This window comes from Streptomyces sp. CB00316, assembly GCF_001905595.1.
GTDB lineage: Bacteria > Actinomycetota > Actinomycetes > Streptomycetales > Streptomycetaceae > Streptomyces.
On the sequence record NZ_LIXI01000002.1, the window covers coordinates 851,911 to 870,432 of the forward strand.

The window sequence follows — 18,522 nt, forward strand, 5'->3', positions numbered from 1 at the left end:
ACCGAGCGCCACGGCCGTACGGCCGTCGCCGGGTCCCCGCCCACCGCCCCTACCCGTCGGTAACCGGCCTCCCGGCCCGGCAGTGAGCGCCGCACCCGCTCCTCGGGGCTCACGACGCCCATCCGGTGATCACGCAGCGTGACCGCCCGAAGTCCCGCGAATCACCCGCCCCCCACGTCGTGCGGAGCCGTTCCCCGTGCCCCGTAACGGCTTTGTCGGCCGGTCCCCAATTCGGACCAGTGGTCGATCTCGCCTACACTCGGTGTCGTGCCCCGTGGTGATGGACGACTCAACCACGACCTGCTCCCCGGAGAGAAAGGCCCCCAGGACGCTTGTGGCGTCTTCGGTGTCTGGGCTCCGGGTGAAGAGGTCGCCAAGCTCACCTATTTCGGACTGTATGCCCTGCAGCACCGCGGACAGGAATCCGCGGGCATCGCAGTGAGCAACGGGTCCCAGATCCTCGTCTTCAAGGACATGGGACTGGTCTCGCAGGTCTTCGACGAAACGTCTCTGGGTTCTCTCCAGGGCCATATCGCGGTCGGTCATGCCCGCTACTCCACCACCGGTGCCTCGGTGTGGGAGAACGCGCAGCCGACGTTCCGTGCCACCGCGCACGGCTCGATCGCCCTCGGCCACAACGGGAACCTGGTCAACACGGCCCAGCTCGCGGAGATGGTCGCCGACCTCCCCCGCAAGGACGGCCGCGCCACCCAGGTCGCCGCGACCAACGACACCGACCTGGTGACCGCGCTGCTCGCCGGACAGCGCGACGAGAACGACAAGCCGCTGACCATCGAGGAAGCCGCCGCCAGAGTGCTCCCCGACGTCAAGGGCGCGTTCTCGCTCGTCTTCATGGACGAGCACACCCTCTACGCCGCCCGTGACCCGCAGGGAATCCGCCCGCTGGTGCTGGGCCGGCTCGAGCGCGGCTGGGTGGTCGCCTCCGAGTCCGCCGCACTCGACATCTGCGGCGCCAGCTACGTACGCGAGATCGAGCCGGGCGAGCTCATCGCCATCGACGAGAACGGCCTGCGCACCTCCCGCTTCGCAGAAGCGAAGCCCAAGGGCTGTGTCTTCGAGTACGTGTACCTGGCCCGTCCCGACACCGACATCGCCGGCCGGAACGTCTACCTCTCCCGGGTGGAGATGGGCCGCCGCCTGGCCGCCGAAGCCCCCGTCGAGGCGGATCTGGTCATAGCGACCCCGGAATCCGGCACCCCCGCCGCGATCGGGTACGCGGAGGCCAGCGGGATCCCGTTCGGCGCCGGACTCGTGAAGAACGCCTACGTCGGCCGCACCTTCATCCAGCCCTCGCAGACCATCCGCCAGCTCGGTATCCGGCTCAAGCTGAACCCGCTGAAGGAAGTCATCAAGGGCAAGCGCCTGGTGGTCGTCGACGACTCGATCGTCCGCGGCAACACCCAGCGCGCCCTGGTCCGGATGCTCCGCGAGGCCGGTGCCGCCGAGATCCACATCCGGATCTCCTCGCCGCCGGTGAAGTGGCCCTGCTTCTTCGGCATCGACTTCGCCACCCGCGCCGAGCTGATCGCCAACGGCATGACCGTCGACGAGATCTGCACCTCGATGGGTGCCGACTCCCTCTCGTACATCTCGATCGACGCGATGATCGAGGCGACGACCATCGACAAGCCCAACCTGTGCCGCGCCTGCTTCGACGGTGAGTACCCCATGGACCTCCCGGACCCGGAGCTGCTCGGCAAGCAGCTGCTGGAGACCGAGCTGGCGGCAGGGCCCGCGGCCACCGCCGCGGCCGACGCGCTGCGCCGTCCGTGATCCGGACGCGCCGCCGCCCCTCCCACCAGCCCCGTATCTCCACACGAAAGATCCCAGGCCATGTCTGAGACAACAGGTGCCTCCTACGCGGCGGCCGGCGTCGACATCGAAGCCGGTGACCGTGCCGTCGAGCTGATGAAGGAGTGGGTGAAGAAGACGCAGCGCCCCGAGGTCGCAGGCCTCGGCGGGCTCGGCGGCTTCGCCGGCCTCTTCGACGCCTCGGCGTTTCTGCGCTACGAGCGTCCGCTGCTCGCCTCCGCCACCGACGGCGTCGGGACGAAGGTGGACCTGGCGCGTCAGATGGGCGTGTACGACACCATCGGCCACGACCTCGTCGGCATGGTCGTGGACGACCTCGTCGTCTGCGGTGCCGAGCCGCTCTTCATGACCGACTACATCTGCGTCGGCAAGGTGCACCCCGAGCGTGTCGCGGCGATCGTGAAGGGCATCGCCGAGGGCTGTGTCCTCGCGGGCTGCGCCCTGGTCGGCGGCGAGACCGCCGAACACCCGGGTCTGCTCGGCCCGGACGACTTCGACGTCGCCGGCGCCGGTACGGGCGTGGTCGAGGCCGACCGGCTGCTCGGCCCGGACCGTGTCCGCAGGGGTGACGCCGTCATCGCGATGGCGTCCTCCGGTCTTCACTCGAACGGGTACTCGCTCGTCCGCCACGTGGTCTTCGACCGGGCCGGCTGGACGCTGGACCGCGAGGTCGAGGAGTTCGGCCGGACGCTCGGCGAGGAGCTCCTGGAGCCCACCCGCATCTACTCGCTGGACTGCCTGGCGCTCACCCGCACGACCGAGGTGCACGGCTTCAGCCACGTCACCGGCGGCGGCCTGGCGAACAACCTGGCCCGGGTCATCCCGGCCGGGTTGCACGCCACCGTGGACCGCTCCACCTGGACGCCGGGCGCGGTCTTCGACCTCGTCGGCAAGGCCGGTCAGGTCGAGCAGCTGGAGCTGGAGAAGACGCTGAACATGGGCGTCGGCATGATCGCGATCGTCCCGGCCGACTCGGTGGACGCCGCGCTGACGACCCTGTCCGACCGCGGGGTCGACTCCTGGGTCGCCGGTGAGATCACCGACCGCGGTGACCGCGCCACGGGCGCCGAGCTGACCGGCAGCTACGCACGCTGAACCGCAGGGCGCGGTGCGCCGGGCTCCCCGCCCGGCGCACCGCGCACCCGGGGGCCGGAACCGGATCAGGACACACAGAACCCGGCCCGGGGCAGGCCCGGACCGGGTTGATGTATCAGCGCGAGGTCAAGCGCCGCGGCGCTGTGACGACGGACCGGACTGATCGTCCTGATCCTCGTCATCGTCCTTGTTGTAGCGATCCGCGTACTGTGCGTACGGGTCATCTTCCTCGTCGTCGTCCTCGAACGGCTCGGCGTTCGGTGGCTGACTCGAAGGCGATGCGCCCAGCTCATTGGCCAGACGTGACAGGTCCGTCCCGCCGCTGCTGTACTTCAGCTGGCGGGCGACCTTGGTCTGCTTGGCCTTTGCCCGGCCGCGCCCCATGGCTCGACCCCCTCGGTGACGGGGCTCGACGGCCCCAGAGTCTTGACACGCGTTCATGTTTCAGGACGGACTCTCGACAGAGAGACCGCGCCCGTAGGGCTTTAACGGTACCTGCTTCCGTGGCCATACGGTACGCCGCCCGCGTCTTGCGCCCCGGTGCAGGGCCAGTGAGGAGCCCCGTCCCCGCTGGTCAACTGCGATTTTAACCTCTTCTGCACGCACGACCCGCCGACCGGCGTGAGCCTTGTCTCCCGCCGGCCCGCGAGTCGTGCGTGCGCGCCTCAGCGGCCGCGCGCCTCGGCCATGCGCTGCTCGGCGATCCGGTCGGCCGCAGCGGCGGGCGGAATCCCGTCTGCCTTCGCGCGTGCGAATATTTCCAGCGTGGTGTCGAAGATCTTCGCCGCCTTCGCCTTGCACCGGTCGAAGTCGAACCCGTGCAGCTCGTCGGCGACCTGAATCACGCCACCGGCGTTGACCACGTAGTCCGGGGCGTAGAGAACCGACCGGTCGGCCAGGTCCTTCTCGACGCCCGGGTGGGCCAGCTGGTTGTTGGCCGCGCCGCAGACCACCCTGGCGGTGAGCACCGGCACGGTCTCGTCGTTCAGGGCGCCGCCCAGCGCGCAGGGGGCGTAGATGTCGAGGCCCTCGGTGCGGATGAGCGCCTCGGTGTCCGGGGCCACGGTGACCTCGGGGTGCAGCTCGGTGATCCGGCGCACCGACTCCTCGCGGACATCGGTGATCACGACCTCGGCCCCGTCGGAGAGCAGGTGCTCGACCAGGTGGTGGCCCACCTTGCCGACCCCGGCGACACCGACCTTGCGGCCGCGCAGCGTCGGGTCGCCCCACAGGTGCTGGGCCGAGGCCCGCATGCCCTGGAAGACACCGAACGCGGTGAGGACGGAGGAGTCGCCGGCGCCGCCGTTCTCGGGGGAGCGGCCGGTGGTCCAGCGGCACTCCCGGGCGACGACGTCCATGTCGGCGACGTAGGTGCCGACATCGCAGGCGGTGACGTACCGGCCGCCGAGCGAGGCGACGAACCGGCCGTAGGCCAGGAGAAGTCCCTCCGTCTTGATCTTCTCCGGGTCGCCGATGATGACGGCCTTGCCGCCACCGTGGTCGAGCCCGGCCAGGGCGTTCTTGTACGACATCCCGCGCGACAGGTTCAGCGCGTCGGCGACGGCTTCGGCCTCGGTCGCGTACGGGTAGAAGCGGGTACCGCCGAGGCCGGGGCCGAGGGCGGTGTTGTGGAGGGCGATGACGGCCTTGAGGCCGGTGGCACGGTCCTGGCAGATCACGACTTGCTCGTGGCCCCCCTGATCCGAGTGGAACAGGGTGTGCAGGACGCCGTCAGTCACATCGGTCACTGTGGTGACTCCCAAGTACGAAGCGGCGGGAGGCCCTCCTAGGGGTGGGGAGGGCCCCGGGACCTGTCGTCGGACAGGCCTCGGACCGGCCGGCACGGCCGGTCCGATGGGCAAGAGCGTAAGTCCTCCGGCGGCGCGGATCTGCCCCCGTGCCGAGGATCACCCCAAGGGGGTGTACGCGCGTGGCACGATGCGCTGCATGTCGGTGGTGTCTTCGGTGCTCGTCCCTTACACGTCCTACCTCCGGGTGTACGAGCCGCTCGTCGCCTTCGCGGAGCCCGAGCGCAGTCACTGGGCCCGTTACGCGCAGCGCGCGGTGCTGCCCACCGCCCAGGACGAACTCCGCCGCTCGCTGGCCGACCTGGTGCCGACGCCGCCGGTCGGGGTGCCCGTGCACGAGAGCGGCGACGCGTTCGTGGTGGTGGTGGACGGGGTGGTGTGCGTCTGCCCGTGGCGGACCCGGCTGCGGGGGTGGCTCGCGCTGGAGGAACTGGAGGGGCCGGGCGGGCAGGGGGGAGTATTTCCGGCCAACGTGCTGGACGCCCTGCTGCCCGAGGTGGTGCGGGGGCAGGCGCGGGCGGACCGCGAGCGCTGGCAGCGCCGGAACCCGGACGCGCGGCCGTGGATCCGTACGACGGTGTGGCAGGTTCCGGTGCGGTGGTTCGTCCTCTTCCGGGACGCGGAGCGGGAGTACGCGGCGGCCGGCGGCGAGGGCGGGGAGCCGGTGCTGCGCTACCGGACGCCGATGGTGGAGGCCCGGCGCCGGCTGGCCCGGGGGCTGCGGACGCTGCGCGGACACGTCGCCGACGGCGCCCTCACCGAGGGGCTGGTGGACGTGGGGCGCTGGCTGGAGGAGTTCCATCCGCGCTCGCTCGTGGAGCTGGACTACGGGGGCCTGGTGCACGCGCTCCCCGCCGGGCACCTCGCCGGGGACCGGTCGGCCGCGGATGTGGCGGAGGGCCTCGCCGCGCTGGGGAACGGTGACAGCGAGCGCGCCGGGGAGGCGTACGCGCGCCTCGCGGAGCGGTGGCGGGCAGTGCGGGACCGCCAGTTCGCCAATTGACGTGAAAAGACCCACAGCGGCATCAACGTGATGGAACCGGGGCATCCTTCATCCAGGACGGACCGGAAGCACGAGCGGGCGGGAAGGGGGAGGAGCGGCAGCCCGGCGAGGAAGCCGGCCGGAGCGCCTGGGTGGGGGCCGTGAAGGGGAACTGACGGGTCGTGAACCTGCGTCCCGTGGGACACGTGGGGTGGGTGAGGCGGCAGCGTACGCCTTCTGACCCAGGACCTACGTCCCGAACCGGGCCTTTGCCTCAAGCGTGATGGATAGCACTAACGGGGCCCTTGCGCTCATCCCTACTCCTCGTGCCAAAATAGGACAAGGAGTCCGGGGAGGGCTCCTTCTGTCCAAGTAAGGGCGGAATACTCAGCATTGCACGCTATGGGGGGTCTGAGAACTCCTGATCGCTCTGTGACTGATCGTCACGGTGGTGTGACTGTCCGCTATGGCATGGTCCATCGGCTTCCGTCGCTGATGAACACCTGGGAGGGCAATTCCATCGGTTTGGCCGACGCGGCTGGACGGATGGTGTAGTTGTAGTGCCGAGGACAAGCCGTTCGTCCTATAACCGACTCGGCCCGCGTCCGCCATTTCGGGCAACGCGGGTCAAGGTGCAGAATTTAGAGGAAAGAACCGAGAAGGTTCGGTTCTCCCGAGGAGGCCGCTCATGACCGCTCGCACCCCTGATGCCGAGCCGCTGCTGACCCCGGCTGAGGTTGCCACGATGTTCCGCGTGGACCCGAAGACGGTCACCCGTTGGGCCAAGGCTGGCAAGCTCACGTCCATCCGCACGCTCGGTGGACATCGCCGGTACCGCGAGGCAGAGGTCCGCGCACTGCTTGCGGGGATTCCGCAGCAGCGCAGCGAGGCCTGACACACCCCTGCCGCGCAGCTCGACAGCAGCACAGCATCTCAACCGGGCAGCCGCCAGGTCCCCCAACCCCAGGCCGCCCATACATAGCTCCACTCGACGGACGCCTGCCCCAACGGGCGTCATACCTGTGTACGGGTGCGTCGTTTTTGATCGCGCTGGACTCCGCCGGGTCCAGCGCGATCTTTTTTTGTGGGGCACCCCTGTGCCGGCAGCGCTCCGCCGGGGCTCTCGTGCCCCGGTAGGCCGCTCCTACACCCTCTGAGCGGCTCCTGGACGGATGACCGAATAACCGGGTGGTCGGTCGGCTTCCGGGCCTTCCGTGGGCCGCCCGACGGACCACCCAGCCGTCCGTCCCGGCGCCCTTCGTGGGTCTGTGAGCGGGTCTGTGGGGGAGTGTGGGTGAGCGTCCCGGACTTGGTGGGACAGCCCCGGACGGAACGGTCCGGGCGAAGGGCCGACCCGGTGCAATTGCACATATTAAATTCGCCAGTTGTAGGGGAGGCGTAAAGTGCCCCGGTCTGAAAACTCTTTCGGTGACACCCGTCACACCGCCTGATGCTTGCCAACTCCGAGCTTGCCACTGTCCGGACGCGGAGTCATCCGGCCGATGGTCACGGAGCGGCGGGCCTTTCGTCCCCGTCCCCTTCCAGGGGTACGGCGGCGCTCTCCGGGTCCGCGGGGCTTCCGGCCCGGTTCCGGGGCTCCTGCGGCTCGTGCGGGGGCTCCGGGGCCGCTCCGGGCTCCCGCACCTCCCGCGCGCCGTCTCCCGGCTCCATGGCGAGGCGCAGCAGCCGGTGGCAGACCGGACAGTGGCGGGTGAGGTGTCCGTAGCCGTAGGCGGCCGCCAGATGGGCGCGGAGCAGTGCGCGGGTCTCGTGTCGTGCTGTGGACGCGGACATGTGAGCCACCTCCCGGTGGGCCCGGCCGCCCCTCGCCGAGGGAATCAGGGACAGCCTCGTCCCTACGGGGTACCCGCAGCGGAAGGCGCCGTCAAGACGCACGAAAGCCCGGATCGAAACGATCCGGGCTTTCGTCACTGCGGTCCTGACGGGATTTGAACCCGCGGCCTCCACCTTGACAGGGTGGCGAGCACTCCAAACTGCTCCACAGGACCAGGTTTTCGCTGCTGCCTTGCGGCTTGCTGCGAAACCAGACTGTACAGGAGGTGGGAGGCCCAGGTCGACTTCACTCCTGGTGGTGAGACCGTCACCGCCTCACCACCCCTGTTTCAGGGCGCCAGAGCGTCGATCGCCTTCACGATCCGCTTGTCCGAGACGGGGAACGCCGTGCCCAGCGCGTGCGCGAAGTAGCTGACCCGCAGCTCCTCGATCATCCAGCGGACGTCCAGCACCTCCTGCCCCACCGGCCGTCCCTGCGGGAGCTGTTCGAGCAGCCACGCGTACTCGTCCTGCATCTCGTGGACCTTCGCCATCCGCGTGGTGTCCCGCTGGACGGCCGTCGGCATCTGCTGGAGCCGCCGGTCGGCCGCCACCAGGTACCGCATCAGGTCGGGCAGCCGGCGCAGTCCGGTGGCCGTAACGAAACCGGGCGGTACGAGACGGGTCAGCTGCTCCCGTACGTCGGTGACGTTGGCGACCAGCGTCAGGCTGTTCGTGGACTTCAGCCGCCGCTCGCACGCCTGCCAGGCGGCCAGGATCTGCTGCACCTGGTCGATCGTGCGGACGGTCAGGTCCACCAGATCGGCGCGCACCTTGTCGTACAGCGTCCGGAACGCCTTCTCGTCCCATGCCGGCCCGCCGTGCGCGGCGATCAGCCGGTCGGCGGCGGCGGTGGCGCAGTCCTCGAAGAGGGCCTGGACCGAGCCGTGCGGATTGCGGGAGAGCGCGAGCTTCTGCTGGTTGGTGAGCCGGTCCGAGGCGAACTTCGCCGGGTTGACCGGGATGTTCAGCAGGATCAGCTTCCGCGTCCCGCGCCACATCGCCTGCTGCTGCTCGGCCTCGGTGTCGAAGAGGCGTACGGCGACGGTGTCGCCCTGGTCGACGAGGGCCGGATACGCCTTCACCGGCTGTCCGGCACGCCTGGTCTCGAAGACCTTGTTCAGCGTGCCGATCGTCCAGTCCGTGAGGCCCGAGCGCTCGATGGACTCGCCGGAGGGCCCGGCGGTCGCCGCGGCGGCCTGGGAGAGCGCCTGGCGGGCCTTCGGGCGCAGCTGGATCTTCAGCGCCTCCAGGTCCTTGTCCTCGGCCACCTTGCGGCGCCGCTCGTCGACGATCCGGAACGTGATCTTCAGGTGGTCCGGAACGCGGGAGAGGTCGAAGTCGTCGGCCGTGACCGGGACGCCGACCATCCGCTGGAGCTCCCGCGCCAGGGTGAACGGCAGCGGCTCCTGGAGCGGGACCGCCCGGTCCAGGAACTTGTCCGCGTAGTTCGGCGCGGGGACGTAGTGCCGTCGGATCGGCTTCGGCAGCGAGCGGATCAGCTCGGTGACGACCTCCTCGCGCAGCCCCGGGATCTGCCAGTCGAAGCCCTCGGACGTGACCTGGTTGAGCACCTGGAGCGGGATGTGGACGGTCACCCCGTCCGCGTCCGCGCCGGGCTCGAACTGGTACGTCACCTTGAACTTGAGCTTCCCCTGCCGCCAGGAGTCCGGGTAGTCGTCCTTGGTGACGGCCCCGGCCTTCTCGTTGATCAGCATGGAGCGCTCGAAGTCGAGCGCGTCCGGCTCCTCGCGCTTCTTGTTCTTCCACCAGGAGTCGAAGTGCGCCCCGGAGACGATGTGCTCCGGAATGCGCTGGTCGTAGAAGTCGAAGAGCGTCTCGTCGTCCACGAGGATGTCGCGGCGCCGGGCGCGGTGCTCCAACTCCTCGACCTCGCCGAGGAGTTTGCGGTTGTCGTGGAAGAACTGGTGGTGGGTGCGCCAGTCGCCCTCGACCAGGGCGTTGCGGATGAACAGGTCCCGCGAGGCCTCCTGGTCGATACGGCCGAAATTGATCTTGCGCTGGGCGATGATCGGCACCCCGTAGAGCGTGACCCGCTCGTACGCCATCACCGCGGCCTGGTCCTTCTCCCAGTGCGGCTCGCTGTAGGTGCGCTTCAGCAGGTGCTGGGCCAGCGGCTCGATCCACTCGGGCTCGACCTTGGCGTTGACCCGTGCCCAGAGGCGGGAGGTCTCCACCAGCTCGGCCGACATCACGAACCGCGGCTGCTTCTTGAAGAGCGCCGAACCGGGGAAGATCGCGAACTTGGCGCTGCGCGCGCCCAGGTACTCGTTCTTCTCGGTGTCCTTCAGCCCGACGTGCGAGAGCAGCCCGGCCAGCAGCGAGGTGTGCACCGCCTGCTCGGGGATGGAGGCGTCGCCCTTGGGCTCCTCGACGGCGATGCCCATCTGCTTCGCGACCGTACGCAGCTGCGCGTAGATGTCCTGCCATTCGCGGATGCGCAGGAAGTTCAGATACTCCTGCTTGCACATCCGGCGGAACGAGGACGAGCCACGCTCCTTCTGCTGCTCGCGGACGTAGGCCCAGAGGTTCAGGTACGCCAGGAAGTCGGATGTCTCGTCCTTGAACCGGGCGTGGTTCTGGTCGGCCTGCGTCTGCTTCTCCTGGGGCCGCTCACGCGGGTCCTGGATGGAGAGCGCTGCGGCGATGACCATGACCTCACGGGCGCAGCCGTTCTTGTCGGCCTCGATGACCATCCGGGCCAGGCGCGGGTCGACGGGCAGCTGGGAGAGCTTGCGGCCGAGGGGGGTGAGGCGCTTCTTCGGATCCTTCTCGCCGGGATCGAGCGCCCCGAGCTCCTGGAGGAGCTGCACACCGTCGCGGATGTTGCGGTGGTCCGGCGGGTCGATGAAGGGGAACTTCTCGATGTCGCCCAGCCCGGCCGCGGTCATCTGGAGGATGACGGAGGCCAGGTTGGTCCGCAGGATCTCCGGGTCGGTGAACTCCGGCCGGGTGACGAAGTCGTCCTCGGAGTAGAGCCGGACGCAGATGCCGTCCGACGTACGGCCGCAACGGCCCTTGCGCTGGTTGGCGCTGGCCTGGGAGATCCGCTCGATGGGCAGCCGCTGGACCTTGGTGCGGTGGCTGTAGCGGGAGATACGGGCGTTGCCGGGGTCGATGACGTACTTGATGCCGGGGACGGTCAGCGAGGTCTCGGCGACGTTGGTCGCGAGGACGATGCGGCGTCCGGTGTGGCGCTGGAACACGCGGTGCTGCTCGGCGTGCGAGAGGCGCGCGTAGAGGGGGAGCACCTCGGTATGTCGGAGGTTGCGCTTGTTCAGCGCGTCCGCCGTGTCCCGGATCTCGCGCTCGCCGGAGAGGAAGACCAGGACGTCACCGGGGGCCTCGTGGCTCAGCTCGTCGACGGCGTCGCAGATCGCGGTGATCTGGTCGCGGTCGGAGTCCGCTGTGTCTTCGTCGGCCCCCTCCAGTAGTGGCCGATACCGCACCTCGACGGGGTACGTCCGCCCGCTGACCTCCACGATCGGTGCCTCGCCGAAGTGGCGCGCGAACCGCTCCGGGTCGATGGTCGCCGAGGTGATGACGACCTTCAGGTCCGGACGCTTCGGCAGCAGCCGGGCCAGATAGCCGAGCAGGAAGTCGATGTTCAGCGACCGCTCGTGAGCCTCGTCGATGATGATCGTGTCGTACGCCAGCAGTTCGCGGTCCGTCTGGATCTCGGCGAGCAGGATGCCGTCCGTCATCAGCTTCAGATACGTCGACTCCGGGTTCACCTGATCGGTGAAGCGGACCTTCCAGCCGACCGTCTCGCCCAGCGGCGTCTTCAGCTCGTCCGCCACCCGCTCCGCGACTGTACGGGCGGCGATCCGACGGGGCTGGGTGTGCCCGATCATGCCCCGGACGCCGCGCCCCAGTTCCATACAGATCTTGGGGATCTGCGTGGTCTTCCCGGACCCCGTCTCACCGGCGACGATCACGACCTGGTGGTCGCGTATCGCCTCCAGGATCTCGTCCTTCTTCTGGCTGACCGGCAACTCTTCCGGGTACGACAGGGCCGGCAGCCGGGCCGCGCGCGTCGCGAGCCGTTCGGCCGCCTTGCCCGCCTCGGCCGCGATCTCGTCCAGCACGGACTGGCGGGCCTCGGGCTTGCGGATGCGGCGCGCGCCTTCGAGGCGCCGGCCGAGCCGGTTCGCGTCACGGAGCGAGAGCTGTCCGAGCTGGGACTGGAGATCGGCAAAGGAAGTAGACATACGGATCCCAGGATCTCACCCGGGCGTCAGGAGTGGCGACCTCATTTCGCGCGGACTGCGTCACGCGGAGGGAGCGGGGGTGGGGAGCGGAGGCGCGGGCGACCGGTGACCGATGCGGCGGGCGCGGTCACGGCACGTACCATTTCGGGCAGTCGAACGCTCAGCCCCATACTCCTTCGTGCCCTTGTGCCCTGTGCCGCTGTGAGAAAGGCCCGTCCCATGTCCCGTACGCAGTGGTGCTGCCTGACGGCGCTGCTCGCGATCGTGATGGGACTGCTGTGCGGGCCGGTGGGCGCGGCTCCTTCCTCTGCCGACGCGTCACCCTCAGAGGCTGCCACGGTCACTGTGGGGCAAGCCGTGACGACGACCGCCGCGGAGGCCGCCCCGCCCGCCGTCGTGGAGGCCTTCGACGCGGGCACCCCGGTCCCCGGCTGCGGGCAGCCCGGCGACCACGACAGCGAGCCCGCGGTCCCGACCCGGGCCCGCGCCGCGTACGACCAGGCCCCCGGCCTGGCCCCGTGGGGGCCGCCCGCCGCGACGGGCGCCCAGCCGGCCGAGCCGCCGTCGGGGATACGGGTCCGGGCCCCGAGGCCGGCCACACCGACCCCCGTAGAGCTCTCCGTGTTGCGGGTGTAGGCCGGGCCACCCGCCCGACCCGCACCTTTCCCCTGCCTTCCGCACCACCACCACCACGGAGTGCCGCATGCCCACGCCCCAGAAGCCCCTGCCCAAGAAGTCCACGTCCGGGTCGAAGAAGCCCCTCGTCTACGGCGCCGTGATCGTCGTCGCCGCCGGCCTCCTCGGCTTCGCCTCCTACAAGGCCACCGCCCCCGGCAGCTCCTCGACGAACACGTCCACGACTCCCGCCGCCGAGGTCTCCGCCGACCCGCAGGCGGGCATCTACCCCGAGCTCGCGAAGCTGGCCCGCCGCGACGCCGGAGACAAGCTGGCGGTCGGCCGCGCCGACGCGCCCGTCGTCCTGATCGAGTACGCCGACTTCAAGTGCGGCTACTGCGGGAAGTTCGCCCGGGACACCGAGCCCGAGCTGATCAAGGAGTACGTGGAGGACGGGACCCTGCGCATCGAGTGGCGCAACTTCCCGATCTTCGGCGAGGAGTCCGAGAACGCCGCACGCGGAGCCTGGGCCGCCGGGCAGCAGGACCGCTTCTGGGAGTTCCACGCGGCCGCCTACGCCGAAGGGGCGAAGGAGAAGGGGTTCGGCAAGGACCGGGTCAAGGCCCTCGCACAGCAGGCAGGGGTCAAGGACCTGGCCCGGTTCATGGAGGACCTGGACGGCGAGGCCGCCCGCGCCGCCGTCGCGAAGGACCAGGAGCAGGCGTACGGCATCGGCGCCACGTCCACCCCGTCGTTCCTGATCAACGGCCGCCCGATCGCGGGAGCCCAGCCGAAGGAGACGTTCACGCGGGCGATCGAGACGGCCGCGCGGCAGGCGAAGACCACCAGCGGCAAGGCGGGCAGCGACGCGACTGAGGGCGCCGGGGACTCCACGGGCTCCACGGGCTCCGCCAAGTGACCCCGGACATCGGCTACTTCGCCGCCTTCCTCGGCGGACTGCTCGCCCTGGTCAGCCCGTGCAGCGCGCTGCTGCTCCCGGCCTTCTTCGCGTACTCCATCGACTCCACCTCGCGTCTGCTCGCCCGAACCGGCATCTTCTACGCCGGGCTCGCCACCACCCTCGTCCCGCTCGGCGCCGCCGGCTCGTACGCGGGCCGCCTCTTCTACGGACACCGCGACGCCCTGGTGACGGGCGCGGGCTGGCTGATCATCGCGCTCGGTGTCGCGCAGATCGTCGGCCTCGGCTTCGCCTCCCGTCGTATGGCCGCGCTCAGCGGCCGCATCCGCCCGACCACCGCCTTCTCCGTCTATGCCCTGGGCGCGGTCTACGGCCTCGCGGGCTTCTGCGCGGGCCCGATCCTCGGCAGCGTCCTGACTGTGGCGGCGGTCAGCAGCAGCCCGGCCTACGGCGGGCTGCTGCTGGCGGTCTACGCGCTCGGGATGGCGGTCCCCCTCTTCGTACTCGCCGTGCTCTGGGAGCGGTTCGACCTCGGCCGCCGCACCTGGCTGCGCGGCCGGACCGTCCAGCTCGGCCGATTCCGGCTGCACACGACATCGCTGCTCTCGGGCCTGTTCTTCGTCGGCCTGGGCGCGCTCTTCCTCGTCTACGACGGGACGACCGCGCTGCCGGGCCTGCTCGGGGTCGACGCCTCGTTCGCGGTGGAGCAGTGGGCGCAGAAGCTGGGCGAGCGCGTGTCGGACGCGGTGCTGCTGGGGGCCGTGGTGCTGGTGGTGCTGCTGGCCCTCGGCGTACGGACCTGGCGGCGACGCGACACCGACGAGGAGGCCGACGAGGAGACGAGGGAGACCGAGAAAGTGTGAGAACGGCGAAGGCCCCGTCCACTGGACGGGGCCTTCGAGAGGTGGCTGGGGCCGGGATCGAACCGGCGACCTATCGCTTTTCAGGCGATCGCTCGTACCAACTGAGCTACCCAGCCACGCAGCCGCTGGGGCTGCAGCGGTCCTGACGGGATTTGAACCCGCGGCCTCCACCTTGACAGGGTGGCGAGCACTCCAAACTGCTCCACAGGACCAAGCAATGTGCGAAACAAGTCTCGCACACGGTGAAACGTGCCCCCAACGGGATTCGAACCCGTGCTACCGCCTTGAAAGGGCGGCGTCCTGGGCCACTAGACGATGAGGGCTATTGGCCCGCCTGTTCGCTTTGCAGCGCGTCGGGGACGTGAGAAGCATATGGGATGGGTGGAGCTATCGCCAAAACGGTTTACGGCGAGGGCGTCGGCCGCGTCGGAGAACCCGTCGGGGACGGGCTGGGAGAGGGCGAGGCCGGGGCGTCCTTCTTCAGGTTCTCCTCCGGGAGATGGCGGCTGACCTCGGCGGTCGTCAGTCCGAGACCGCCGAGCGTGATCTCGTCCCAGGCCTGGAGGCGGCGGGTCGAACGGTCCAGGTAGAGCACGGAGGCGCGTACCTTCTCGGGCTTGTCGTTCTGCACCGCGCGCAGCCCGCCGCCGCCCGTGGAGCCCTCCACCTTGAGCCGCGTACCGCCCTTCAGCTGTTCGTTGATCCGGTTGTGGAGGTGGCCCGCGAGGACCAGCGGGACGGTGCCGTCGGTCTGCCGGGCGGTGTTCGGGTCGTGGGCGACCGCGATGTCCACCGGGGTGCCGGCCTGCTCCTGGTCGCGGAGGGCGGACGCCAGGCGCATGCCCTCCAGCTCGGCGGCCGCCTTCCCGCCGACCGGCTTGGTGCGGTCCGGGGTGAACGAGACGTCGCCGGTGCCGGCGATCCGGAGTCCGGCCACGTTCACGGTCCGGCCGTTGTCCAGGACGCGCACGTTCCGGAACTTCTCCAGGTACGCCTGCGTGACCTTCGAGTCGTGGTTGCCGCGCACCCAGACGTACGGGGCCCCGAGGTCGCGGATCGGGTCGAGGAAGCCGTTCTCCGCGGCCGAGCCGTGGTCCATCGTGTCGCCGGAGTCGATGATCACGTCGATCTCGTACTGCTTCACGAGCGAGGCGATGATGTGCCAGGCCGCCGGGTTCAGGTGGATGTCGGAGACGTGCAGGGCGCGGATGGTCCCGGGGTCCGGCTGGTAGACGGGGAGCGTGGAGGTGGCGTCGTACAGCCGGGTGACGTTGGTGACCAGGCGGGCCAGCTCCTGCTGGTAGATGTCGAACTCGGTGACGATCGACCGGGCGTCGCCGACGAGGGACGGGGCGCTGGAGAGCAGCCCGGAGAACTTGGGCTCCAGGACGGACTTCGGGTTCCAGGTGGCGTACGCGCTGACGCCCGACGCGGCCAGCAGGGTGAGGGCGAGGCCGCCGGCGGCCAGGGCGCGGCGCGGGCGGCGGTAGACGACGAGGCCGAGCGCGGTCGCCCCGGAGATCACGGCGACGCAGGAGCGCACGGCCAGCTCCCGGGTGCCGGCGGCGACGTCCCGGGTGACCTCGTCCTGGAGGCCGGAGAACCGTTCCGGCTGGTCCACCAGGGCCTGCGAGCGCACGGGGTCGAGGCGGTCCACGTCCACGTCGAGGCGGAGCGGGGCGATGTGCGAGTCCAGCTCCAGGGCGCCGAGCGGGGACACGTTGATCTTGCTGCCGCCGGTGAGGGACGGGCGCAGGGTCATGTTGGTGTCCATGGGGCCGACCGGCGTACGGATGGACCCGACGGCGAGCAGCCCGAGCCAGGCCCCGAGCACGACGACGGCGAGCGTCGACAGGGCGCGTACGTACGGCTTCGGGGCGGTGGTGCCCATCAGGTCGCCGGAGGTACGGGTGGGGGTGCGGGCGGCGGACTTCGGGCGGGTGAACCGGGTGAGGCGGTGCCGGACGCGGTCGGCAGCGGCACGGAACGGGGCGCGGACCATTGGGCGCGTATGCCCCGGTACGGCTCCGCCCATGCGGGGTCTCGGCAGTGAAGTGGATCAGGGGCGGCCGCCACCTGCCCGTGGCGGGTCCCGGTGCGTGACAATGGCGGGGTGCTGGAGATGACGCGGGAGCAGTTCGAAGAGCTGGTGAGCCAGGCACTTGACCGGATTCCGCCGGAGCTGATGCGGCTGATGGACAACGTGGCGGTCTTCGTCGAGGACGAACCCGAGCCCGGCGACCCCGACCTGCTCGGGCTCTACGAGGGCACCCCGCTCACCGACCGCGGGGAGTGGTACGCCGGGGTGCTGCCGGACCGGATCACCATCTACCGCGGCCCGACGCTGCGGATGTGCGAGTCCCACGAGGACGTCGTGGCCGAGACCGAGATCACCGTCGTGCACGAGATCGCCCACCACTTCGGCATCGACGACGAACGGCTGCACGCCCTGGGCTACGGATGAGCGAGCAGGCGCCGGACGAGCTGCCGGAGCCGGGGCCGCCCGCCGCTCCGCAGGCGCGGGTGCTGGGCGCGGTCGCGGCGGGCGGCGCACTGGGAGCCGTCGCGCGGTACGGGGCCCTGGTGCTGTGGCCTGCCACCGAGGGCGGCTTCCCGTGGACGGTGGCCGTCGTCAATGTGAGCGGCTGCGCCCTGATCGGCGTCCTGATGGTGTTGACCGTCGAGCGGGGCCGGGTGACACACCCGCTGGTCCGGCCCTTCCTCGGGGTCGGCGTACTCGGCGGGTTCACGACCTTCTCGACGTACGCGGCCGATGTCTCGGGCCTGCTGGTGCGTCAGGAACTCCTCACGGCGGTGGCGTACATGGCGGTGACGGTCGTGGCGGCGTTGGCGGCTGTGTGGGCCGGGGCGGTGGTGACGCGGCGTCTGCTGGACCGGGGCGAGCGGTCCGTGGAGCGGGGGCGGGCCGCGTGAACTGGCTGCTGGTGGTCATCGGCGGGGCGGTGGGCGCGCCCCTGCGCTATGTGACGGACCGGGTGGTCCAGGCGCACCAGGGGCGGGGTGTCGCGTACGTCTTCCCGTGGGGCACGTTCACGGCCAACGCGGCGGGCAGCCTGATCCTCGGGGTGCTGACCGGGGCCGCGGTCTCCGCGCCGGCGCACGCCCTGCTGGCGACGGGGCTGTGCGGGGCGTTGACGACGTACTCGACGTTCTCCTACGAGACCCTGCGCCTCGCCGAGACGGGCCGGACCTTCCTCGCCGCGGCCAACGTGGTGGCGTCGCTGCTGGTGGGGCTGGGGGCGGTGTTCCTGGGGGCGGAGCTGGCGGGCGGGTTCGGGGGGTAGGGCGGGGGCTTCCGGAAGGGGCCTCCGGTCGGGGCCGAGGCGCGGGGCCGGGCTCGCCGGAAGGGGCCTACGGCCCGGGCCGAGGTGCCGGGCGGGGCGGGGCCGGCGGGTGCCTCGGGCCGGGGCGGCTCGGGCGGTCGGCGCTTCAGGCGTGTCTCCGGCGGGGTCCGGGGAGTTGGGCACGGCAACCGCCACCGCGTACGGCGTGCTCCGCGCCGTACAGCTCGCCCGGCTCCCCCCGCCCCCTCTCCGTCCCGCTCTCCCCGCCCCGGAGGTGCCACCCGTGCGCACACTGTCCGTCCCTGCCCGTTGGGCAGCCGTCACCGCGTTGACGATCGCCGCGTCCACCGGCTGTATGAGCGTCGGCGACGACGGCGCCAGGCCGGGGCCCTCGGGCTCCTCCGACTCGAAGGGCCGGGCCGTCGAGCCGAACGGTGAGACGGTGGCCGGATCCGGCGGCGCCGGGCACCGCGGCGGTGACGCCCACACCCACTCCGACGCCGCCGCGGACGCCGACCGGAAGAAGTCCAAAGGCACGCCGAGCCCGGAGGTGTCCGGCGCTGTGCCGTCGGCCACACCGAAGAGCGCCGGCCCCCGCCCCGAGCCCGGCGCCCCGCAGCCCTCCCGCCCTGGCCATCCGCCGGCCCCGACGCCCTCCACGCCGGGCCCGGGGGAGCCGCCGCCGCCGGTCGTCCCGGAACCGCCGGCCCCGCCGCCCGCCCCCGACCCGGACCCGGAACCCCAGCCGGAGCCCACCGAACCCCCCGAGCCGCCCCCCTCGGCGTCGCCCGCCGCGCAGCTGCGGACGCAGGCGATGGGCGGTGCGGAGGAGAGCCGACCGCTGCGGACGCCGGAGGCATCACCGCAGGTGGGGCCGGTGTAGCAGGGGGTTCGGAGGGGCCGGGTTGCGCAAAGTGGGCAGGAGTGCGTATGGTAGTAGATCGTTTGATCCCATTGCCCGGCGCCGACACAGAAGAGCGCCGTGTGGCGCGTACTCTCCCTTGCCGTGGCTGGACCGCATTGAGGCGGTCGAAATT

General features: G+C 70.7%; 16 protein-coding genes and 4 tRNA genes. 11 read left to right on the forward strand and 9 right to left on the reverse strand.

Going from position 1 to position 18,522, the window contains the following annotated elements:
• Positions 1-267 precede the first annotated feature (267 nt).
• Entirely contained in the window at positions 268-1,794 is a 1,527-nt protein-coding gene (purF, locus tag AMK21_RS07940; RefSeq protein WP_073875475.1) for an amidophosphoribosyltransferase, read from the forward strand.
• A gap of 60 nt (positions 1,795-1,854) precedes the next feature.
• Positions 1,855-2,928, forward strand: coding sequence for a phosphoribosylformylglycinamidine cyclo-ligase (gene purM, locus AMK21_RS07945; protein ID WP_073875477.1), 1,074 nt, complete (start codon positions 1,855-1,857; stop codon positions 2,926-2,928).
• A gap of 126 nt (positions 2,929-3,054) precedes the next feature.
• Here purM and AMK21_RS07950 read toward each other — a convergent pair whose 3' ends face one another.
• On the reverse strand, positions 3,055-3,312 hold the full coding sequence (locus AMK21_RS07950; RefSeq protein ID WP_073875479.1) for a DUF3073 domain-containing protein: 258 nt from the start codon (positions 3,310-3,312) through the stop codon (positions 3,055-3,057).
• 281 nt (positions 3,313-3,593) lie between these two features.
• Entirely contained in the window at positions 3,594-4,676 is a 1,083-nt protein-coding gene (locus tag AMK21_RS07955; RefSeq protein ID WP_079181096.1) for a Leu/Phe/Val dehydrogenase, read from the reverse strand.
• A 199-nt stretch (positions 4,677-4,875) separates the two neighbouring features.
• Here AMK21_RS07955 and AMK21_RS07960 point away from each other — a divergent pair, with 199 nt between their 5' ends.
• The gene (locus AMK21_RS07960) at positions 4,876-5,739 is read left to right on the forward strand and encodes a hypothetical protein (RefSeq protein WP_073875690.1); all 864 of its coding nucleotides are present in this window, start codon (positions 4,876-4,878) and stop codon (positions 5,737-5,739) included.
• Positions 5,740-6,406: 667 nt separating this feature from the next.
• Complete coding sequence (gene bldC, locus AMK21_RS07965) at positions 6,407-6,613, forward strand: developmental transcriptional regulator BldC (RefSeq protein WP_003949541.1); 207 nt, start codon at positions 6,407-6,409, stop codon at positions 6,611-6,613.
• Between the two features lie 611 nt (positions 6,614-7,224).
• On the opposite strand, the gene AMK21_RS07970 is transcribed toward bldC, so the two are convergent.
• The 3 genes from AMK21_RS07970 to hrpA form a co-directional block, all read right to left on the reverse strand.
• Complete coding sequence (locus AMK21_RS07970) at positions 7,225-7,512, reverse strand: DUF6274 family protein (RefSeq protein WP_073875483.1); 288 nt, start codon at positions 7,510-7,512, stop codon at positions 7,225-7,227.
• Positions 7,513-7,652: 140 nt separating this feature from the next.
• A tRNA-Asp gene (locus AMK21_RS07975) sits at positions 7,653-7,727 on the reverse strand.
• A gap of 114 nt (positions 7,728-7,841) precedes the next feature.
• Positions 7,842-11,783 carry an ATP-dependent RNA helicase HrpA gene (hrpA, locus tag AMK21_RS07980; protein WP_073875485.1) on the reverse strand — a complete coding sequence of 1,314 codons (3,942 nt, stop codon included), beginning with the start codon at positions 11,781-11,783 and terminating at the stop codon, positions 7,842-7,844.
• A gap of 219 nt (positions 11,784-12,002) precedes the next feature.
• Here hrpA and AMK21_RS07985 point away from each other — a divergent pair, with 219 nt between their 5' ends.
• From AMK21_RS07985 to AMK21_RS07995, 3 genes are all read left to right on the forward strand, one after another.
• Positions 12,003-12,419, forward strand: a complete 417-nt coding sequence (locus AMK21_RS07985) for a hypothetical protein (protein WP_073875487.1) — start codon at positions 12,003-12,005, stop codon at positions 12,417-12,419.
• Positions 12,420-12,486: 67 nt separating this feature from the next.
• Entirely contained in the window at positions 12,487-13,317 is an 831-nt protein-coding gene (locus AMK21_RS07990; RefSeq protein WP_073875489.1) for a DsbA family protein, read from the forward strand.
• The gene (locus tag AMK21_RS07995; protein ID WP_073875491.1) at positions 13,314-14,180 is read left to right on the forward strand and encodes a cytochrome c biogenesis CcdA family protein; all 867 of its coding nucleotides are present in this window, start codon (positions 13,314-13,316) and stop codon (positions 14,178-14,180) included. Before AMK21_RS07990 ends, AMK21_RS07995 begins: the two co-directional genes overlap by 4 nt.
• Before the next feature lie 42 nt (positions 14,181-14,222).
• Here the strand turns inward: AMK21_RS07995 and AMK21_RS08000 are convergent.
• The 4 genes from AMK21_RS08000 to AMK21_RS08015 all read right to left on the reverse strand — a co-directional run bounded on the left by AMK21_RS08000 (position 14,223) and on the right by AMK21_RS08015 (position 16,182).
• Positions 14,223-14,296, reverse strand: a tRNA-Phe gene (locus AMK21_RS08000).
• Positions 14,297-14,317: 21 nt separating this feature from the next.
• Positions 14,318-14,392 (reverse strand) — tRNA-Asp (locus AMK21_RS08005).
• Positions 14,393-14,430: 38 nt separating this feature from the next.
• Positions 14,431-14,503 (reverse strand) — tRNA-Glu (locus AMK21_RS08010).
• Between the two features lie 80 nt (positions 14,504-14,583).
• On the reverse strand, positions 14,584-16,182 hold the full coding sequence (locus AMK21_RS08015) for a metallophosphoesterase family protein (RefSeq protein WP_073875493.1): 1,599 nt from the start codon (positions 16,180-16,182) through the stop codon (positions 14,584-14,586).
• 111 nt (positions 16,183-16,293) lie between these two features.
• Here AMK21_RS08015 and AMK21_RS08020 point away from each other — a divergent pair, with 111 nt between their 5' ends.
• The 4 genes from AMK21_RS08020 (at position 16,294) to AMK21_RS08035 (ending at position 18,368) form a co-directional block, all read left to right on the forward strand.
• Entirely contained in the window at positions 16,294-16,644 is a 351-nt protein-coding gene (locus tag AMK21_RS08020) for a metallopeptidase family protein (RefSeq protein WP_199863126.1), read from the forward strand.
• A complete protein-coding gene (locus tag AMK21_RS08025) occupies positions 16,641-17,114 on the forward strand; it encodes a FluC/FEX family fluoride channel (protein WP_073875495.1) in 474 nt (157 codons plus the stop codon). The genes AMK21_RS08020 and AMK21_RS08025 overlap by 4 nt, the downstream gene beginning before the upstream one ends.
• Entirely contained in the window at positions 17,111-17,485 is a 375-nt protein-coding gene (gene crcB, locus AMK21_RS08030) for a fluoride efflux transporter CrcB (RefSeq protein WP_073875497.1), read from the forward strand. The genes AMK21_RS08025 and crcB overlap by 4 nt, the downstream gene beginning before the upstream one ends.
• Positions 17,486-17,768: 283 nt before the next feature.
• Positions 17,769-18,368 (forward strand): hypothetical protein, encoded by a 600-nt coding sequence (locus AMK21_RS08035; protein WP_073875499.1) that lies wholly within the window; start codon positions 17,769-17,771, stop codon positions 18,366-18,368.
• Positions 18,369-18,522: the final 154 nt, after the last annotated feature.